Consider the following 18732-nt stretch of genomic DNA (forward strand, 5'->3'; position numbering starts at 1 on the left):
CTATCCTATCGTTTACCTGCGCGAATAAAGCCGGCAAAACCTTTCTGCTCAAAAAAGGCCTGCATCATAGCATAGATGTCTTTTCCATAAGCTTGTGACAGCGCATTTTGCGCCAAATGTTGAAGCTCATCGACTTGAGTATGTCTGAGGAGATATTTGATCTTGGCGACATTCGAGGTATTCATACTCAGGCTTCGATATCCTAACCCCACCATCAACATCGCCCCGATCGGATCGCCCGCCAATTCACCACAGATGCACACCGGAATGCCTAACTCATCGCAGGTACGGCGAATGTGATCCAGAGCCATCACCACCGATGGGTGCATAGATTCATAGACATCGGCCACGCGTGAATTATTGCGATCCACCGCCAACAGGTATTGGGTTAAGTCGTTCGTCCCGATAGAGACAAAATCGACTTTCTCGGCAATCATCGGAAGCAGATAAATCATCGAAGGCACTTCAATCATGACGCCAATTTGCGGCATACTCAGTCGCTCATCGAGCAGTTTGACTTCTTGATAAGCCCGTTCAATCAGAGTGATAGCATCATCCAACTCCTGCGCCCCTGATACCATTGGCAGCAAAATACTTAAGTTATGATGCGTCGTGCTCGCGCGTAGCATCGCGCGTATCTGCATCAAGAAAATATCGGGATGATCTAAGGTAAAACGGATACCGCGCCAACCAAGAAATGGATTGTCCTCTTCAATCGGCAGATAGGGTAAGGCTTTATCCCCGCCGATATCAAGCGTGCGCATCACCACTCGTTTGTCTGGATAGCTATTGAGTACCGCTTGATACTGCTGGGTTTGCTCTTCTTCCGAGGGAAACCGGTGCTGAAGCAGAAAAGAGATTTCGGTTCGATAGAGGCCAACCCCATCAACGCCCTGATTGATGGCAATGTTGGTGTCTGCGCTCAGACCAGCATTGAGCATCACTTCCACTCGTTCACCATCCTGAGTGCAAGCCGGAGCTTGAATGGTCTGATTGACCAAGTTAGACAGCTCCGCCTCTTCGTTGACCAGCGCGCGATACTCTCTCAGTAACTGTTTACTCGGTGAAATCAGAATCTTACCGCTGTAACCGTCGACAATCCCCTGCTTACCATTGATCGCTTTGAGATTGAGGTTTACGCCCATCACGGCCGGAATACCGAGCGCACGCGACAAAATCGCAGCGTGCGAGTTCGCCGCGCCCTCTAAGGCAATCACCGCCAGTAACTTGTCTTTCGGGATAGAGGCGAGTAGAGAAGCGGTCAGTTCACGCACCACGAGGATGATTGGGCGCTCAATCAATTGCTGCTCTTTGTCGGTATTGTGCAAGAAAAACAGTAAGCGTTGACCCAGCTCGCGAATGTCTTGCGCTCTTTCTCGTAGATAGAGATCCGACATGCGGGCAAAACGGTTCGAGTAGGACTCGACCACTTGCCTCAACGCCCAGTCAGCTCTATCGCCTTTTTGGATTTGCGACTTGAGATCTTTGCGCAACATGGGATCGTTAAGCAAGTGAGTAAAAAGGTCAAAAATGGCTAAAGCGTCTTTGTTGATTTCGCTATCGAGCTTTTTACGCATGCGACGAAAATCGCCGAGCGCTTCTTCAATCGCCAGTAAGAGCCACTCTTGCTCTCGTTCGATATCCAGTGTCGAGGCTGGGTAGACCTCAGATAACTCTGGCTGAGTATCGTCCCACCAGAACTCACCAATGGCCACACCACTTGAGGCAGGCAGTCCTCGAATCGCTTGCTGCTTTTTCTCTAATCGCCAATGACCTTGGGTTTGAGCATGGGCAATAATCACCGCAAGCTGCGCCGCTAGGGTAACAAGGAAGGACTCCTCCATTTCGTCAAACTGACGCGGCGTCTTTTGCTGCACCACCAAAACACCCAACACTTGCTTACGGTGGATAATCGGTGTGCCAAGGAAGCTGTGATAAATCTCTTCACCCAGCTCGGAGAAGTATTTGAAATCCGGATGTTTGGAGGCTTCAGCGAGGTTGAGCGGCTCAGCACTGCGCTTGACCAAACCTACCAAGCCCTCTTCAAAGCGGATATGGATTTTATCCCCTTTAAAGCGCAGACCTTGAGTCGCCATCAGCTCAAGGCGCTGCATTTCTTCATTTGCAAGATAGACAGTACAACACTCCGTACTCATCGCGTTGCACGTTTGCTTAACCAATACATCTAAGGCCTGATGCACATCATCGACCTTAGAAACTTGTTCAACTATTTCCCTTAGTTGAGACAGCATGTCTATCCTCTTTTGTGTTTACGTTTGCCTTTCGTCCTGCGTTCTTTGAACGGCATTGCCATCGAGGCGAACTCTTTCATTGCGCGGCGATACACATCACGCTTGAAAGAAACCACTTGTCGCACCGGATACCAATAACTTACCCAACGCCAACCATCAAATTCAGGGGAACTCCCGTGCTGCATATTGATCTTTGCTTCATCACAATCTAGCCGCAGGAGGAACCATTTCTGTTTTTGCCCGATACAAACAGGTTTTGAGTCCCATCGAACCAGCCGTTTGGGTAATTTATACCTTAACCAATGACGACTCGTTGCCACTATGGTGACATCACTCTTTGTTAAACCCACTTCTTCATACAGTTCCCGATACATTGCTTGCTCGGGAGTCTCACCGTCGTCAATTCCCCCTTGAGGAAACTGCCAAGAATGTTGTCCGTATCGTTTAGCCCAGAATACCTGACCATGGTTGTTACAGATTACAATTCCCACATTTAAGCGGTAACCATCGCCATCTATCACTGGCCACCCTCTAGTAAAATCTTTTATTACAGTGATTTTTCCACATATCCCCAATCGGAGCAAACTTCCTATTGTGACTCACACTCAATTTATGGCGTCACGCACCTACTCTGCATATTTTTCGGTCAACCCTACAGTTATTCACACAGTTGTGAGACATGGACCACATTTATTCACCTTTTCTGTGTATAACTATGTGAAGAATCTCGGTTCAACTGATCATTTTCCCGCCAAGTCTCACCTGGCAAAATAAAACAGAAAGAACGCTATGCCACAAAATCATTTAAAAACAATAAAATAGAATAGGCCAACTTATTACCAATCCCTTTTTATCTGACATATTTCACGCACAACACAGATCGGTTAAAGATCCACCACAGGACACTTTATCCACACAGGCAAGGTGTAAAATAGCAACAACCGCAGAAATCAAGCCTAAAAAAGCCCTAAAACCCCTGTTAATTGATCCAGATATTAAAAATATTGCTTAATGTCGATGAAATTCTGTGGATAAGTTTATTTAGTAGGATCTTTCACCACTTGGGATCCCAAGCAAGATTTCATCACTCGAATGGATTCGATACAATGTCTCACCAACCTTAAGGAAGCGTATTGATGAAACCAGCCCCACACTCCGAGCAAGAACTGTTTGAACGAGCTAGCCAAATCGCAGGGCTCACCTTTGCAGAACTCGCCCAGGAAGCCCAGATGACGGTGCCGGCAAATCTACAGCGTGACAAAGGCTGGGTCGGTCAATTACTGGAATGGCATTTAGGCGCTACCGCAGGCAGCAAACCACAGCAAGACTTTGAGCATCTCGGGATTGAACTTAAGACCATTCCCATCAGTTATAGCGGTAAGCCACTGGAAACCACCTTTGTTTGTGTCGCCCCTTTAACGGGAGTGCATGGTTTAACATGGGAAAACAGCCACGTCAGAAACAAATTATCACGGGTACTGTGGGTGCCGGTTGAGGGGGAACGAGAAATTCCACTGCCAGATCGGCGTGTTGGCTCCCCGCTTTTGTGGTCGCCAAGTGTCGAAGAAGAACGTCAATTGCGAGCGGACTGGGAAGAGCTGATGGAGATGATCGTACTAGGCCAAGTCAGCCACATTACCGCTAAGCACGGTGAAGTCCTGCAAATCAGACCGAAAGCCGCCAACAGTCGAGTCTCAACCGACGCCTACGGCGCAACAGGAAAACGCATCAAGACGCTACCTCGCGGCTTTTACTTGCGTACGCAATTTACCGCCAACATACTCGCTCGTCATTTTATTTAGCGCCAGCTCAATGCGTCGTGAGCGACAATGCCACATCGTGAAAACGAGGTCCACTGCCCGAGCCACACTCATCATAAGTGTTGTGCAATCTTAAGTAGGCGCGCTCAACACCGAGTTTCAACAGCGCCTCTCTCACCTGCTCTATCGAATCAAAATGAAGGGGGTCTTCTCCTTCTCTGATGGGTTCGAGCTTATGCTTGTATTCCACCGCTAACAAGTATTGCGATACATCGGAACATCCGATAACGAACACCTTGGGCGGCTGATAGCTCTCTTTGTGATCGCCGTGGATCCATTTATCTAACTGAACTTTTTGCATCGCGCACCTTCATCCCTTAAAGACCTGGATCTCTTAAAGATAGTCAAGACGCAGAATTTTGCGAAATTGTTAATAAACCCTATATCCACCAGCCACACCTTGCCCTATATTGGAGTTATCTCCACTGGAAACTAGGAAGGTTCATGCAATACAACAAGTTACCGCACTCATCTCTCGAAGTCAGTCAGATTGCTCTTGGAACCATGACCTTTGGTGAACAGAACACAGAGCAAGACGCATTCAGTCAGCTAGATTATGCCTTAGAGCGTGGCGTCAACTTTATTGATACCGCCGAAATGTACCCGGTACCGCCCAAAGCGCAAAGCCAGGGGTTAACCGAAACCTATATTGGCAACTGGCTCAAACAATCAGGTAAGCGTGAGAAAGTCATTTTAGCGACCAAAGTCGCCGGTCCACGTAGCGTGCCTTATATCCGTGACAACATGAGGCTCGATTGGCGTAACATTCACCAAGCTATTGATGATAGCTTGCAGCGTTTGCAAACCGACTATGTCGATCTGTATCAAATCCACTGGCCTCAGCGTCAGACGAACTGTTTCGGTCAGCTCAATTACCCTTATCCGGATCAGCAGCAGGAAGTCACCCTGATCGAAACCCTAGAAGCCTTGGCGGAATTGGTCCGTGCAGGAAAAGTACGCTATATCGGCGTCTCTAACGAAACACCTTGGGGAGTGATGTCGCTGCTCAAACTCGCAGAGAAGCATGAGTTGCCACGGATCGTTTCGATTCAAAACCCCTACAATTTACTTAATCGCAGCTTTGAAGTCGGTCTTTCTGAAATCAGCCATTTCGAAGGCGTGCAACTTCTGGCCTATTCCCCGCTCGCCTTTGGCTGTTTGAGTGGTAAATACCTTGATGGTGCCAAACCTACAGGCGCCCGTTGCAGCTTGTACGAACGCTTTGTGCGCTACTTTACGCCACAAGGGATCGCCGCCACACAGGCATACGTCTCGTTGGCGCGTGAACATGGGCTAGATCCCGCGCAGATGGCATTGGCTTTCGTCAATCAAAGACCGTTTGTCGCCTCCAACATTATCGGTGCCACCAGCCTGACACAGTTGAAATCCAATATTGACAGTCTCGATATCACTTTAAGCCCTGAACTGCTTGATGGCTTGCAAGCGATTGGTATTCAATATTCCAACCCTTGCCCATAAGGGCGTATTCACCACACTGGCGTACAAACGTAAAAACCGACCTTCACGGTCGGTTTTTTGCTCGATTACAGGGGCTGACGGTCATCACCGCCAGCCCCTAAGGTTACGTCGGTATTCGCGCACTCAGCACTCGACGAAGATGACGAATACGGCGCTCGGCTTTGACGTGGGCAGGTTCACTGAGGCCAATCGGACGACCATCGCTTTCCAAACCAATATCTCTTAGCAGGTGCGCGTTCTCCCATGGGATGTGGTGCGCACTGCGTCTGATTTTTCGTTTCCAGGCTCGCTCTTCTCGGTTCAAGTCCGCTTTAACAAGTAGGGTAGCAAGTTTTAGATATACAGAATGACTCATGAGAAATCTCCAGTCTATACGTGGCTGGGGAAACACATGGAAGCAAAAATGAGGAAAGAGTCGTGTGATCCATCACTTTTAATTCGCTGCATTTCCGCAGCCAATTAAAAGAAAAAGGATACGGATACGTTATTGTGTGCGGGCCGGTTTTCGGGCGATATCAGACATAGATAGGGTGTGAGACCAATCTGTCATGATCATCGCGGCGCTAACGGCGTCAGAGGCACAAAGGGTAAACACGGGTGTCATGATGAAATGTGTCATTGTGCGCCTCCTAGCAAAAATAAAGAATCCGTTGGGTGTGTAGAGCGTTGAGCTCATGGTTAAATTCTAACCACCAAGGATGATTAATCAACCGATTTATTAATGGAAAGTTAAAAACACGTTTTTCAACTGAATCATGTTTTTATTCTCCCTGAATATAAGATATTCAAACTGTGAATATCTTATATATGGCAGATCCTGTTAAACCAATAGCAAAAAGCCATGCAATCGACGCATGGCTTTTTATTTACAAAACAATCAATTAAACAGTCGCGTCACTGATCAAGTTATGTTTGTTTAACAAACGATACATAGTGGCACGCGATACACCCAATTCTTTGGCCGCCATCGACACTTGTCCCGAATGGGATTCAAGCACCAGCAACAGCGCATCGCGCTCACTTCGCTCACGGATGCTTTTCAAACTTCGTTTACCGTCGGTGCGTTTAGGGAGATCCAATTGCTGATCGTCTAGCATCACACTGTCGGACATCAGCACCACGCGCTTAATCTGGTTCATCAGCTCCCGCACGTTACCAGGCCAATGGTAACGAGTGAGCTCTCGCAACGCCTCTTCAGTAAAACTGCGCGCTTGGGCGTTGTATTCCTTAGAGTACTCCTGCAAGAAATGACGCGCCAAAATCGCAATGTCTCCGGCACGCTCTTTTAAACTCGGAACGTTGATGCGCAGCACATTGATGTAGTGATAAAGCTCCTCATTGAAGTCTCCATCAATCAAAGCTTTCTCGATATCCGCTGAATTCGCGGCAAGAATCCTCACATCGACTTCTTTTGGGCCCTCTTTGGTTTCTATCGTCCCCTCTTGCAAGAATCTCAGTAAGTTCACTTGCTGAGATTTGGGCAAAGTGAGAATGTCGTTCAATAACACGGTTCCACCATGGGCTTTTTCCAGCAAACAAGGCTCATCACTGTCATGACGTTGAAGACCAAACAGATCACTTTCAATTCGACTCTCAGACATGGCTCGACAATTGACGGAAACAAACTCTTTGTTGGCTCTTGAGGAGGTCTTGTGTACCGCTCTGGCCACCGTTTCTTTGCCCGTGCCATTTTCACCGTAAATCAGAATGCTGACATCGGTAGGCCCGATGCGTTTAATCTGATCGCGTAGGCGTTTGACTGGAATAGAGTCACCAATCAGCCCCATATCACTATTGTTGCCGTAGTAAGGCCACACCTTTTGCTCAAGCTTGAGCATCCCTAATTGGTGACCTATGGTGCTGAGCAGTTGCGCATCAGGGATCGGAGCGGTGAAAAAATCAATACAGAAGTTGACGATAAACTGACAGATGGTGTCAGAGCTCAGCTGTGACTCACGAATAAAGGCGAGCCAACGCACCTGCTTATGATTGCTCACCAAATTCGCAATACCATTGAGACTAAACTCATCATGACTTAAATCGACAATACCGATACAAGGTCCGGTTTCGTTGAACAAGCTATCGGCTTTTCTTAAATCCGCGACTTGGGTACACCGCCAGCCAACTTGTTCCAGCACTGACAACCAAGGCTCATACGTTCCTCCCACGACCACTAACGATCCCGGAACGGAATCCATGCGGAATTGATTTCCCATGACGCTATTCCTTATCACTATTATTCTACTACTGTGTCACTGCTATCGGCGGTTTCGCCAGCGGTGAGTAAGGCTGGATGGCAAATATATAAGAGGAACAATCTCGCCCCTTAAGACCATTCACATCACACCCACTCATCGAAAATGCGACACTGGTTAGTTACATTATAGAGACTCTCGCAGAGTGTCTGTCTTAATGTTAAGACTATTTAGATAATGCCACATCTTACATATGAGCTTGAGATACAGATCCAAAAAACATTCGCATTATTTATTACTCTTTCTCTTTTCACCTTATCCAGGCATAAAAAAACCACCCGAAGGTGGTTTTTAACGTCAATCGCGTATCCGATTAAGATTGCGCTTGCGGACGCATGGCAGGGAACAGAATCACGTCACGAATCGTGTGCGTGTTGGTAAAGAGCATCGCTAGGCGATCAATACCAATCCCTTGGCCCGCTGTGGGTGGCAAGCCGTGCTCAAGTGCCGTGATGTAGTCTGCATCGTAATACATGGCTTCATCGTCACCGGCATCTTTAGCATCCACTTGCGCTTTAAAGCGTGCGTCTTGGTCTTCCGCATCGTTAAGCTCAGAGAAACCGTTCGCCACTTCACGGCCGCCAATAAAAAACTCGAAACGGTCAGTAAAGAACGGGTTGTCATCGCTACGGCGAGCCAGAGGCGAAATATCCGCCGGGTAACCGGTAATAAAGGTTGGCTGAATCAGTTGAGGTTCAGCCGTTTCACCGAAGATCTCTTCAAGTAGCTGACCACACGTCCAGAACGGTTCAACATCAACGTGAACAGATTTAGCAATCGCGACCATTTTCTCGCGATCTTGCAGATCCGATTCTGTTAGTGCTTGGATCTCAGCGTGATCTGGGTTGTAGTGCTTGATAGCTTCAAACATACTCATGCGAGCGTACGTACCACCAAACTCTACCGTCTCATCACCGTAAGGCATAGAGGTAGAACCAAGAACATCCATTGCCACTGTGCTGAGCATCTCTTCAGTGAGATCCATCAGATCTTTATAGTCAGAGTACGCTTGGTAGAATTCCATCATGGTGAATTCTGGGTTGTGACGTGGCGATAGACCTTCGTTACGGAAGTTACGGTTGATCTCAAATACGCGATCAAAACCGCCCACAACGAGACGCTTCAAGTACAGCTCTGGCGCCACACGTAGGTACATGTCGATATCCAACGCATTGTGGTGCGTCACAAATGGACGAGCGGTCGCACCACCAGGGATGACGTGCATCATTGGCGTTTCCACTTCAAGGTAGCCTTTTGAGCTCATGAAGTTCCGGATCGCAGAAACAAGTTTAGAGCGAATGATAAACGCTTGGCGTGAATCTTCATTGACAATCAGGTCAACGTAACGCTGGCGGTAACGCATCTCTTGGTCAGTCAGGCCGTGGAATTTCTCTGGCAGTGGACGAAGCGCCTTAGTCAGCAATTCGTACTCTTCCATATTCACGTAAAGATCGCCTTTACCGGATTTATGCAGCGCGCCTTTAACACCGATGATGTCACCAATATCCAAACCTTGGTATTGCTCTTTAAGGTGCTTTTGTACGTCTTTTGCCGCATACGCTTGAATGCGGCCAGATGTCTCTTGAATCACAAGGAACGGACCACGCTTAGCCATAATACGACCGGCAATCGCCACCACGTGGTTGAGCGCTTCTAGCTCTTCCTTGCTCTTCTCACCGAACTCTTTTTGTAGATCGCCCGCTAGTGCATCACGACGGAAGTCATTAGGATGGCCATTTGCCTTGCAGCTCTTGCGGATAGCGTCCAGCTTCGCGCGGCGCTCAGCAATCAGCTTGTTTTCTTCAGGTGAAAGGACGTCTTGTTGATTTTCGTTTTGAACAGCATCAGTCATTTTCGATGTATCCTGTTTCGTTTCTGAGTGTCGGTGAAAAGCTTACAGGCCTGATTTCAGGCTAGCTTCAATAAATTTGTCTAGATCGCCATCCAGTACCGCTTGTGTATTGCGGTTTTCTACCCCGGTACGCAGATCTTTAATGCGCGAGTCATCTAGGACGTAAGAACGAATCTGGCTGCCCCAACCAATGTCAGACTTCGCGTCTTCGTTGGCCTGCTTCTCTGCATTCTGCTTTTGAATCTCAAGTTCAAAGAGCTTAGCGCGCAACTGCTTCATCGCCTGATCTTTGTTCTTGTGCTGAGAGCGATCGTTCTGACATTGCACGACTGTGTTGGTGGGTACGTGAGTAATACGTACCGCCGATTCGGTGGTGTTAACGTGCTGACCACCCGCGCCGGACGCACGGTACACGTCAATGCGCAAATCCGCAGGGTTAATGTCGATATCGATGTTGTCATCAATCTCTGGGTAGATAAACGCAGAAGCAAACGAAGTATGGCGGCGGCCGCTAGAGTCAAACGGCGATTTACGGACTAGACGATGCACGCCGGTTTCAGTGCGAAGCCAACCATAAGCATACTCGCCAGAGATTTTCACCGTCGCGCCTTTCAAGCCCGCCACTTCACCCTCTGACACTTCGATCACTTCGGTTTTGAAGCCTTTGGCTTCTGCCCAGCGCAAGTACATACGCAGCATCATCGACGTCCAGTCTTGCGCTTCAGTACCGCCTGAACCAGATTGCAGGTCGATATAGCAATCAGACGCATCGTGATCGCCAGAGAACATACGACGGAATTCAAGCTGTTCAAGCTTCGCTTCTAGTTCCGCAAGCTCGGGCTCGATTTCATCGAAAGTTTCTTGATCGTCTTCTTCGACCGCAAGCTCAAGTAAACCATCAACGTCTTCAACCCCTTGGTCGAGCTGATCAATGGTTTCCACGACAGCTTCTAACGCCGCACGCTCTTTACCTAACGCTTGTGCGCGCTCAGGTTCGTTCCAGACATCTGGTTGTTCCAGTTCTGCGTTGACTTCTTCTAGACGCTCTTTTTTGGCGTCATAGTCAAAGATACCCCCTCAGGACTAAAGTGCGCTGAGACACGTCCTGTAAGCGGTTTTTAATTGGATTGATTTCAAACATGTTTGCTCAACATTGATGAGTAGAATTTAACCGAAGAATTGTACTGAAAAGTGTGACGAAGATACAGGAATTTTTTGAACAGGACTGGCAGTGCACCAGAAACAACAATCCCTTGCCACACAGGGTATGACAAGGGATTGAGCGCAAAGAAATACGAGCGGTTAAGCGTTGTCTTGCGCCAGTGACGCTTGCTCAGATTGGCCGATGAACATCATGCACACCATCGTCGCCGCCGTTGGCAGCAACCAGCCCATGCCGACATCAAAAAGCGGCAACATGCTCAGTGCTGACATATCCAACCCTGCCACCTTAGCGGCATCAATAAGCGCAAACAGTAAAGCAACAAGAATCACCACACGATACGCCATAGCTGGATTCGCGAGCTTGTTGCGCATAAAGGTCAACGCAATCAGAGCAATAGCAACCGGATAAAGCGCAAACAGCACAGGTACTGAAAAGGCAATCAGTTGAGCGAGGCCGACGTTCGCCACCACAGCACACGCCACACCATTAATGATCACCCACTGCTTATAAGAGAGCAGAGTGAGCGAGCTGAAATAGTCAGAACACGCAGAGATAAGGCCGATCGCCGTCGTCAAACACGCCAGCAACACGATGACAGAGAGAACCACTTGACCGTACGGACCAAACAGCGCTTGAACATACAAGCTTAACACTAGACCACCATTGTCCGCTCCTGCTGCAACTGCAGAACTGGTCGCGCCGAGGTAGAAGAGTGAGATATAAACAAACGCAAGTCCCACTGCGGCAATGCAGGCTGCGCTGATCAGGTATTTTGAGGTCGCTTTTTGTGACGTGATGCCTTTTTGGCGCAGCGCATCGACAATCAACACCCCAAACATCAAGGCGCCAAAGGTATCCATGGTGTTATAGCCTTCCAGAAACCCTTTTTGCAATGGGTGAGTTAAGTATTCACCTTGCGCCGCTAAAATCTCGCCTTGAGGATCAATAAAGACCGCACCGGCCAAGACAATCAGGCCAATAAACAGCGCCGGCGTCAGCACTTTACCAATCACATCAATCAGTTTGCCTTGAGACCAAGCAAAGAACACCGCAACCGCAAAAAAGAGAATGGAGAACATGGTCAACTGCATTTGCGCGGCGTCAGCCAAGAAGGGTTTGATCGCCATCTCATAGGCAACCAAACCGGTACGAGGAGCCGCGAAGGCTGGGCCGATAATGACGAAAATCAGTACCGCCATCACCACAGCAGCGCGCTTTGGCAAATGCTCTGTCAGATGATCCCATGAACCACCGGCTACGGCGATCGCAATGATCGTTGCCAGTGGCAAACCGACGGCCGTCGCAAGAAAACCCATCATTGCAGGGAACACATTGTCGCCTGCAAACTGACCGGCAATCGGTGGAAAGATGATGTTACCCGCACCTAAAAAAAACGCGAACAGCATGAAGCCGAGCGCAAGAATATCTGTGATTTTTAAACTCTGATTCACGAGAGAACCTTCTTATACTTCTGTTCCCAATGCGACTATGACGGCAGTATCGAGTAAACTCGACTACCCCATAACCTGATGGGAGATATCGATGTTGTGAATGGAGAGTGATGTCATTAACCCACTCAATCTTTAAAATAAGGCGCGCATGATGAACAAACCGTGTCGCTTTCGCAACCGAATGGCGAAAAACACCATATAAATTTAGAGTACACTCAGATATACAGCAGCAATCACTAGTTGGAGAGGAAAAATTGGACTTTAATACCGTTCGAAATCACCAGCAGCACCACAACAATAAGAACAAAAAACCATACACATCATTAACAACCACTGAAGTCACCACCATAACATCCAATGACAACATAAGATTCCAATGACCATCAAAGCCACTAAAGCGTTTTCATTTAAACAGTTTTCTATTCAGTCTGGACAATCTGGGATGCCCGTCAGTACCGATGGTGTCATGCTCGGCGCGTGGGCGCAGATAGAGCACGCACGTCAAATACTCGACATCGGCACTGGAACGGGGCTACTGGCCTTAATGTGCGCCCAGCGCAACCCAGATGCACAGATATGCGCGATAGATATTAACCATCACGCCATTTGCGCCGCGCAAAGTAATTTCAGCGCCAGTCCGTGGAACAGCAGGTTACTTCTTCTTCAAGGTGATATCCTCAGCGCCGAACTCCCACTCTCCTTTGACGCGATTATTTGTAATCCTCCCTATTTTACTAATGGCGAGTCTGCAAAAGCCCCCGCTCGCGCCATCGCAAGACATGCGGATACATTGGCACACGAACCTTTATTGCGACGATGTCAGCAACTGCTCGCGCCTCTTGGCACCGCCAGTTTCATCTTGCCTCAAGTGGAAGGGGAAGCGTTTATCGAGTTAGCGCAGAATATGGGGTGGTCGTTAAGAAGGCACTGCGAAGTGCGCACCACAGCCACTAAACCCGTCAGTCGCTTGATGTTTGAACTGCAACACACCGCAGGTGAGTGCCAATATCAATCACTGCAGATCCATGACGGAGCTGAGTACAGCGAAGATTTTGTCACCCTGACGAAAGCGTTTTATTTAAAGATGCCGTAATTAAGGTGTGATCCTTATCACCAAAGACACTATACTATGCGACCTTTGTTATCCCTGAGGTCAAAATAAAGGGATAAAAACCATTTCGTGCGCTTGTGGAGAGACCAGAGTGATCAAAAATTTTGCCGAACTTGAGCTAGACAACAATCTACTCGAAGCCATCGAAGAGATGGGTTACAGCCGCCCAACCCAGATTCAGGCGGAAGCAATTCCACACGCCCTTGATGGTCGAGATATTCTCGCGTCTGCGCCCACAGGAACAGGCAAAACAGCGGCGTTCGTGCTACCCGCTCTGCAATATTTGCAAGATTTCCCACGCCGTAAACCTGGGCCTGCACGCGTGCTGATCTTAACGCCGACACGTGAACTGGCAATGCAAGTGGCAAATCAAGCGCGCGCTTTAGCAAAAAACACCAATCTCAACATCTTCACCATTACTGGTGGCGTTCAATATGAAGAGCACGCCGACATTTTGAAAAAGACCCAAGATATCGTTGTTGCAACCCCGGGCCGCTTAATGGAATACATCAATGCGGAGCGATTCGATTGTCGAGCAATTGAATGGTTAATCCTCGATGAAGCGGACCGAATGCTCGACATGGGCTTTGGTCCAACGGTTGACCGCCTTTCAAATGAATGTCGTTGGCGTAAACAAACTCTGCTCTTTTCTGCCACGCTCGAAGGCCGAGGTGTGGAAGGCTTCACTGCTGATCTATTGACGAACCCAGCAGAAATTGATGCCGAGCCATCACGCCGCGAACGTAAGAAAATCGCTCAATGGTATCACCGTGCGGATGATATGGAGCACAAACTGGCGCTACTCAAAACCATTCTCACCGAGCAAGCTCAGCGTAGCATCATCTTCTTAAAAACCCGCGAACGTTTGGCGGACTTACGTGGCGAACTGGAAAAAGCGCAGATCCCTTGTGCGTGGATCCAAGGCGAAATGCCACAAGATCGCCGCAACAACGCCATTGCGCGATTCCGCGATGGCACGGTCAACGTACTGCTCGCCACCGACGTTGCCGCGCGTGGTATTGATCTGCCGGATGTCAGCCATGTGATCAACTTTGACTTGCCACGCAGCGCAGATGTTTACCTGCACCGCATTGGCCGTACCGCACGCGCAGGCAAAAAAGGCAACGCAGTCTCACTGGTGGAAGCGCACGATCAACCCATGATGGATCGCGTCGCTCGCTACGTGAAAGAAGAGATCAAAGAGCGCTTTATTAAAGAGTTACGTCCAAAACACAAAAAACCCGTGTTTAAGAAAAAGAACAAGAAAAAAGACGACAAGAAGAAAAGCGTCACTAAAACGAAGAAAAAGAGCACCAGCAAGAAAAAGTAAGGCTATCGCTTAGATATACGGAAAAAGGGTTGATGCATAAGCATCAACCCTTTTTTATCGTCGGCCTTCACGGCTCTGCGTAATGAAAGCCGCTGATTACCTCAGCAACTTTTGCCAGTCTCAAAGCGTGGTATTAGTGCTCACGAGTGGCACGGAACTCAACATCCGGGAAGCGCTCTTTGGCCAGGTTCAGATTAACCATGGTTGGCGCGATGTAAGTTAAGTTGTCACCGCCATCGAGGGCTAAGTTGACTTGGTTCTTGCGCTGGAACTCGTCGAGCTTCTTACCATCCTCACACTCAACCCAACGTGCAGTCGCCACGTTAACCCCTTCGTAAATCGCTTCCACGTTGTATTCCGCTTTCAAGCGCGCAACCACCACATCAAACTGAAGGACACCGACGGCGCCTACAATCAAGTCGTTGTTCTGCAAAGGTCTGAATACCTGCACGGCCCCTTCTTCTGAAAGCTGCACTAAGCCTTTGAGCAACTGCTTTTGCTTAAGAGGATCTTTCAAGCGAATACGACGGAACAGCTCAGGAGCGAAGTTTGGAATACCCGAGAACTTCAGTGCTTCACCTTGAGTAAAGGTGTCACCAATTTGGATGGTGCCGTGGTTATGGAGACCGATGATGTCACCTGCGTACGCGTTTTCAGCGCGAGAACGATCGCCCGCCATGAACGTCACCGCATCAGAGATGTTCACTTGCTTACCAAGACGAACGTGGTTCATCTTCATGCCTTGTTTGTATGTCCCCGACACGATACGCATAAAGGCGATGCGGTCACGGTGTTTCGGGTCCATATTAGCTTGGATTTTGAACACAAATCCACTGAAGTTCTCTTCTGACGCCTCAACTTTACGCTCATTGGCGTCACGCGGCATCGGTGCGGGAGCCCACTCAGTCAGGCCATCAAGCATATGATCAACGCCGAAGTTACCTAATGCGGTACCGAAGTACACAGGCGTCAATTCACCAGCAAGGAACAGCTCTTGATCAAACTCAGGACAAGCGCCAATGACCAATTCGAGCTCTTCACGCAGTTGCTCCGCCAATTCGCTGCCAACAGCTGCGTCTAGCTCTGGGTTATCTAGCCCTTTGATGATGCGCTGCTCTTGAATCGTGTGGCCTTGGCCTGTTGCGTAAAGAATCGTTTCGTCACGGTGAATATGGTAAACACCCTTAAACTCTTTACCGCAGCCAATCGGCCATGAGATTGGTGCGCACGCCATATTCAGTTCGCTTTCGACCTCATCCAGCAACTCCATCGGATCACGGATATCACGGTCAAGCTTGTTCATGAAGGTCACGATTGGGGTATCACGTAAACGGGTCACTTCCATCAGCTTGCGGGTACGATCCTCGACACCTTTCGCGGCATCAATCACCATCAGACATGAGTCAACAGCGGTCAGCGTACGGTAGGTATCTTCCGAGAAGTCTTCGTGCCCTGGGGTATCGAGAAGGTTGACCAAGCATTCGTTGTACGGAAACTGCATCACAGAGGTGGTCACGGAGATGCCACGCTCTTTTTCCATCTCCATCCAGTCTGATTTGGCATGCTGAGCGGAGCCGCGTCCTTTCACCGTACCGGCGGTCTGAATGGCGCGTCCGAACAACAACACTTTTTCAGTAATGGTGGTTTTACCCGCATCGGGGTGCGAGATGATCGCGAATGTTCTACGTTTAGACACTTCGCTTAGAAATGGGGTATTTGACATGAACAGGTCTTCTTAACTATCTGTAAGCCGTTTTTCTCGGTCATACCGAGCCTAAACCACTCTGGGTTCGATTCTATTTTGCGCGGTATTCTCGCTTATATTGATGCAATCAGCAACTTCATACAAAAAGATGAATTGAAAAGTCACGCTTTTCGTCGATAGATTAGAATATCAATAAATATGAGCTATAACTTAAGAAGTACATCTCACAAGTAGAAGCTATGTCCGAGACTATAAAGATCAATTCGTTAGCCATCCGCCAAGCAAAAACGGTGTTTTTGGTGTCTGTCCTGCTGGGCGTCTGCTTCAGCTTGTATCAGATTTTTGTTGACGTATCGAAAGAGCAACAACGTATCGAAGATCACTATCAGTTCAAGTTGCTGCAAAATTACTCTAATGCGAGTCAAGCGGCCTATCACCTTAACCAGTTGTTGGCCGAGCAAGTGGCCTCAACGCTGATGATGGATAACGCCATCTACCGTGTGGAAATCATCGATGACTTTGGCGATACCCTGACCCGTAATGAGCGCAGCGTGACACGCCAAGGGGATTTTGCTGAACTGGTGGCCACTTATCTCACGCCGACATCGCCGGTCTATCAGACCGATCTCCATCAGCCAAACTCTCATGTTGTGGTAGGCTCACTCAGCTTCTCCGTGAACGGCATCAGCATTGCGCGCGAGTTTATCGCCAAAACCAGCAAAATCTTACTGTTTGATTTGCTGCGCAATATTTTGCTGACCACTATCTTGCTGATCTTTTTCTACAAAAAACTGTCTAAGCCACTGATTACTCTGCTTAATTGGGTACGCTCACTCAATGACCAGCACAGTGCGACCACGCCTCCTCCGCTTCAAGGTAACGATGAGCTCGGTCACCTTGCCAAGACCTTCCATTCCCTATGGCAAGACCGTGAAGTGGCGCAAGCGAAGCTCAATCAGCTCGCATACTACGACTCGCTCACTGGGTTGGCCAATCGCAGCTTATTGATGCAAACCCTAGGAAAGTCTATTGACCAAGCGGTACACAATAATCAAACCGGTGCGCTGTTTTACTTGGATTTAGACCGTTTTAAAACCATCAACGACTCACTCGGTCATACTATAGGGGATCAGCTGCTCAAAGCGATTGCCAAACGTATTGTCTCGTGGCAGCAAAAAGGCTACACCGCAGCGAGGATCGGCGGCGATGAGTTTGCGATCTTGCTGCCCAATGTGGGCCCAGAGCAAACCAAAAGTTTAGCTCAGCAATTGCTTGCACTGATCTCAAACCCCTATTCGATTGATGATCACCAACTCTACTGTACCGTCAGTGTCGGTATCGCGACCTTTCCGTCGGTCGCCTGTACCAACATTGATGTGCTGCGCCAAGCGGATACCGCCTTGTATCGCGCCAAGGTGGCAGGTAAGAACAAGTACACCTTCTACGAGCCTGAAATGCAGGCGCAAGTCGAATCCTTCCTAGAGATTGAAAAGGGGTTGCATCAGGCAATCAATAAAGGACAGCTTGAACTCTATTATCAACCTCAGGTCAGTGATAAACACCAAATTATCGGGGTTGAAGCCTTAATTCGCTGGAACCACCCCGAAAAAGGGCTATTGCCTCCGGGCGTGTTTATGCCGGTCGCGGAAGAGACCGGCCAGATCCTTCAAATCGGTAATTGGATTATTGAGGAAGCGTGCTACCAGTATGCCAAGTGGAAGAAACAGGGCATCTTGCCAGACACTTTCCGCCGCTTGGCGATCAATATCAGTCCGCTTCAGTTCGCGCAAGAGTCCTTCGTTGATCACATCAATGAAGCCTTAGCGCAAGCAGGGATCAGTGGAGAGTGCATCGAACTGGAAATCACTGAAAACTTGCTGCTCGAGAATGTGGAAGGCGCAATTCAAAAGATGGTTAAACTCAAAGAGTTTAATCTCAAAACTTCGATTGATGACTTTGGCACCGGCTACTCGTCGTTGCGCTACCTAAAGCATTTATCGGTAGACGTACTTAAGATTGACCGCTCATTTGTCACCCAACTGCATTTAGACGAAAGTGACCAAGCGATTGTCGATACCATCATCATGACAGCGCATCGTTTGAACTTGGAAGTCATCGCAGAAGGGGTGGAAGATGTGTACGAGTTGGAGACGCTGAAAAAATTGGGTTGCGAACAGTTCCAAGGTTACATTTTTGATAAGCCTCTGCCGTCGAGTGAGCTGAAAAGCCGCTTCGAGGCCAACTACTATCCGCTAGAATTACCGGAAAACGCAAAGTTCGCGCAGCGTTAATAAAATTCTAAGCTGATGCGA

Annotated in this window: 15 protein-coding genes; 5 read left to right on the forward strand and 10 right to left on the reverse strand. The window is 48.6% G+C overall.

The features are described 5' to 3' along the window. Positions 1-5: 5 nt before the first annotated feature. Together ptsP and rppH are read right to left on the reverse strand one after the other, a co-directional pair. The gene (ptsP, locus tag AC6R0L_RS01265) at positions 6-2252 is read right to left on the reverse strand and encodes a phosphoenolpyruvate--protein phosphotransferase (protein WP_487901853.1); all 2247 of its coding nucleotides are present in this window, start codon (positions 2250-2252) and stop codon (positions 6-8) included. Positions 2253-2254: 2 nt separating this feature from the next. Continuing rightward, a complete protein-coding gene (rppH, locus tag AC6R0L_RS01270) occupies positions 2255-2773 on the reverse strand; it encodes an RNA pyrophosphohydrolase (protein ID WP_334554039.1) in 519 nt (172 codons plus the stop codon). 615 nt (positions 2774-3388) lie between these two features. On the opposite strand from rppH, the gene mutH reads away from it, so the two are divergent. Beyond that, entirely contained in the window at positions 3389-4054 is a 666-nt protein-coding gene (mutH, locus tag AC6R0L_RS01275; RefSeq protein ID WP_500627996.1) for a DNA mismatch repair endonuclease MutH, read from the forward strand. A 7-nt stretch (positions 4055-4061) separates the two neighbouring features. On the opposite strand, the gene AC6R0L_RS01280 is transcribed toward mutH, so the two are convergent. Then, positions 4062-4373: a DUF6482 family protein gene (locus tag AC6R0L_RS01280; protein ID WP_500627997.1), complete on the reverse strand. Its 312-nt coding sequence runs from the start codon at positions 4371-4373 to the stop codon at positions 4062-4064. 143 nt (positions 4374-4516) lie between these two features. Between AC6R0L_RS01280 and AC6R0L_RS01285 the strand changes: the two genes are divergently transcribed. Then, entirely contained in the window at positions 4517-5551 is a 1035-nt protein-coding gene (locus AC6R0L_RS01285; protein ID WP_500627998.1) for an NADP(H)-dependent aldo-keto reductase, read from the forward strand. 103 nt (positions 5552-5654) lie between these two features. Here the strand turns inward: AC6R0L_RS01285 and AC6R0L_RS01290 are convergent, their stop codons facing one another. The 6 genes from AC6R0L_RS01290 to brnQ form a co-directional block, all read right to left on the reverse strand. Further along, positions 5655-5906 carry a DUF1127 domain-containing protein gene (locus AC6R0L_RS01290; protein ID WP_500627999.1) on the reverse strand — a complete coding sequence of 84 codons (252 nt, stop codon included), beginning with the start codon at positions 5904-5906 and terminating at the stop codon, positions 5655-5657. A gap of 129 nt (positions 5907-6035) precedes the next feature. After that, positions 6036-6170 (reverse strand): hypothetical protein, encoded by a 135-nt coding sequence (locus AC6R0L_RS01295; protein WP_334554030.1) that lies wholly within the window; start codon positions 6168-6170, stop codon positions 6036-6038. 262 nt (positions 6171-6432) lie between these two features. Continuing rightward, positions 6433-7767: a cyclic-di-GMP-binding transcriptional regulator VpsR gene (gene vpsR, locus AC6R0L_RS01300; protein WP_334568414.1), complete on the reverse strand. Its 1335-nt coding sequence runs from the start codon at positions 7765-7767 to the stop codon at positions 6433-6435. A gap of 352 nt (positions 7768-8119) precedes the next feature. Further along, positions 8120-9658, reverse strand: a complete 1539-nt coding sequence (gene lysS / locus AC6R0L_RS01305) for a lysine--tRNA ligase (protein ID WP_500628000.1) — start codon at positions 9656-9658, stop codon at positions 8120-8122. Between the two features lie 42 nt (positions 9659-9700). Beyond that, positions 9701-10799, reverse strand: a protein-coding gene (gene prfB, locus AC6R0L_RS01310) for a peptide chain release factor 2 (protein WP_334554024.1) whose coding sequence is annotated in 2 segments (ribosomal slippage) — positions 9701-10723 and positions 10725-10799 — 1098 coding nt in all. Because the reading frame shifts where the segments join, the coding sequence is not laid out codon by codon here. A gap of 161 nt (positions 10800-10960) precedes the next feature. After that, on the reverse strand, positions 10961-12274 hold the full coding sequence (gene brnQ / locus AC6R0L_RS01315; RefSeq protein WP_500628001.1) for a branched-chain amino acid transport system II carrier protein: 1314 nt from the start codon (positions 12272-12274) through the stop codon (positions 10961-10963). Positions 12275-12650: 376 nt separating this feature from the next. On the opposite strand from brnQ, the gene AC6R0L_RS01320 reads away from it, so the two are divergent. Both AC6R0L_RS01320 and srmB read left to right on the forward strand, forming a co-directional pair. Beyond that, positions 12651-13367 (forward strand): tRNA1(Val) (adenine(37)-N6)-methyltransferase, encoded by a 717-nt coding sequence (locus AC6R0L_RS01320; protein WP_500628002.1) that lies wholly within the window; start codon positions 12651-12653, stop codon positions 13365-13367. Between the two features lie 109 nt (positions 13368-13476). Then, positions 13477-14715 (forward strand): ATP-dependent RNA helicase SrmB, encoded by a 1239-nt coding sequence (gene srmB / locus AC6R0L_RS01325; protein ID WP_500628003.1) that lies wholly within the window; start codon positions 13477-13479, stop codon positions 14713-14715. Positions 14716-14848: 133 nt separating this feature from the next. On the opposite strand, the gene prfC is transcribed toward srmB, so the two are convergent. Then, positions 14849-16438, reverse strand: coding sequence for a peptide chain release factor 3 (prfC, locus tag AC6R0L_RS01330; RefSeq protein WP_500628004.1), 1590 nt, complete (start codon positions 16436-16438; stop codon positions 14849-14851). A gap of 221 nt (positions 16439-16659) precedes the next feature. Here prfC and AC6R0L_RS01335 point away from each other — a divergent pair, with 221 nt between their 5' ends. Then, positions 16660-18711, forward strand: coding sequence for a putative bifunctional diguanylate cyclase/phosphodiesterase (locus AC6R0L_RS01335; protein ID WP_500628005.1), 2052 nt, complete (start codon positions 16660-16662; stop codon positions 18709-18711). Positions 18712-18732 lie beyond the last annotated feature (21 nt).

Source organism: Vibrio sp. R15-SG3-ISO1A, assembly GCF_059833955.1.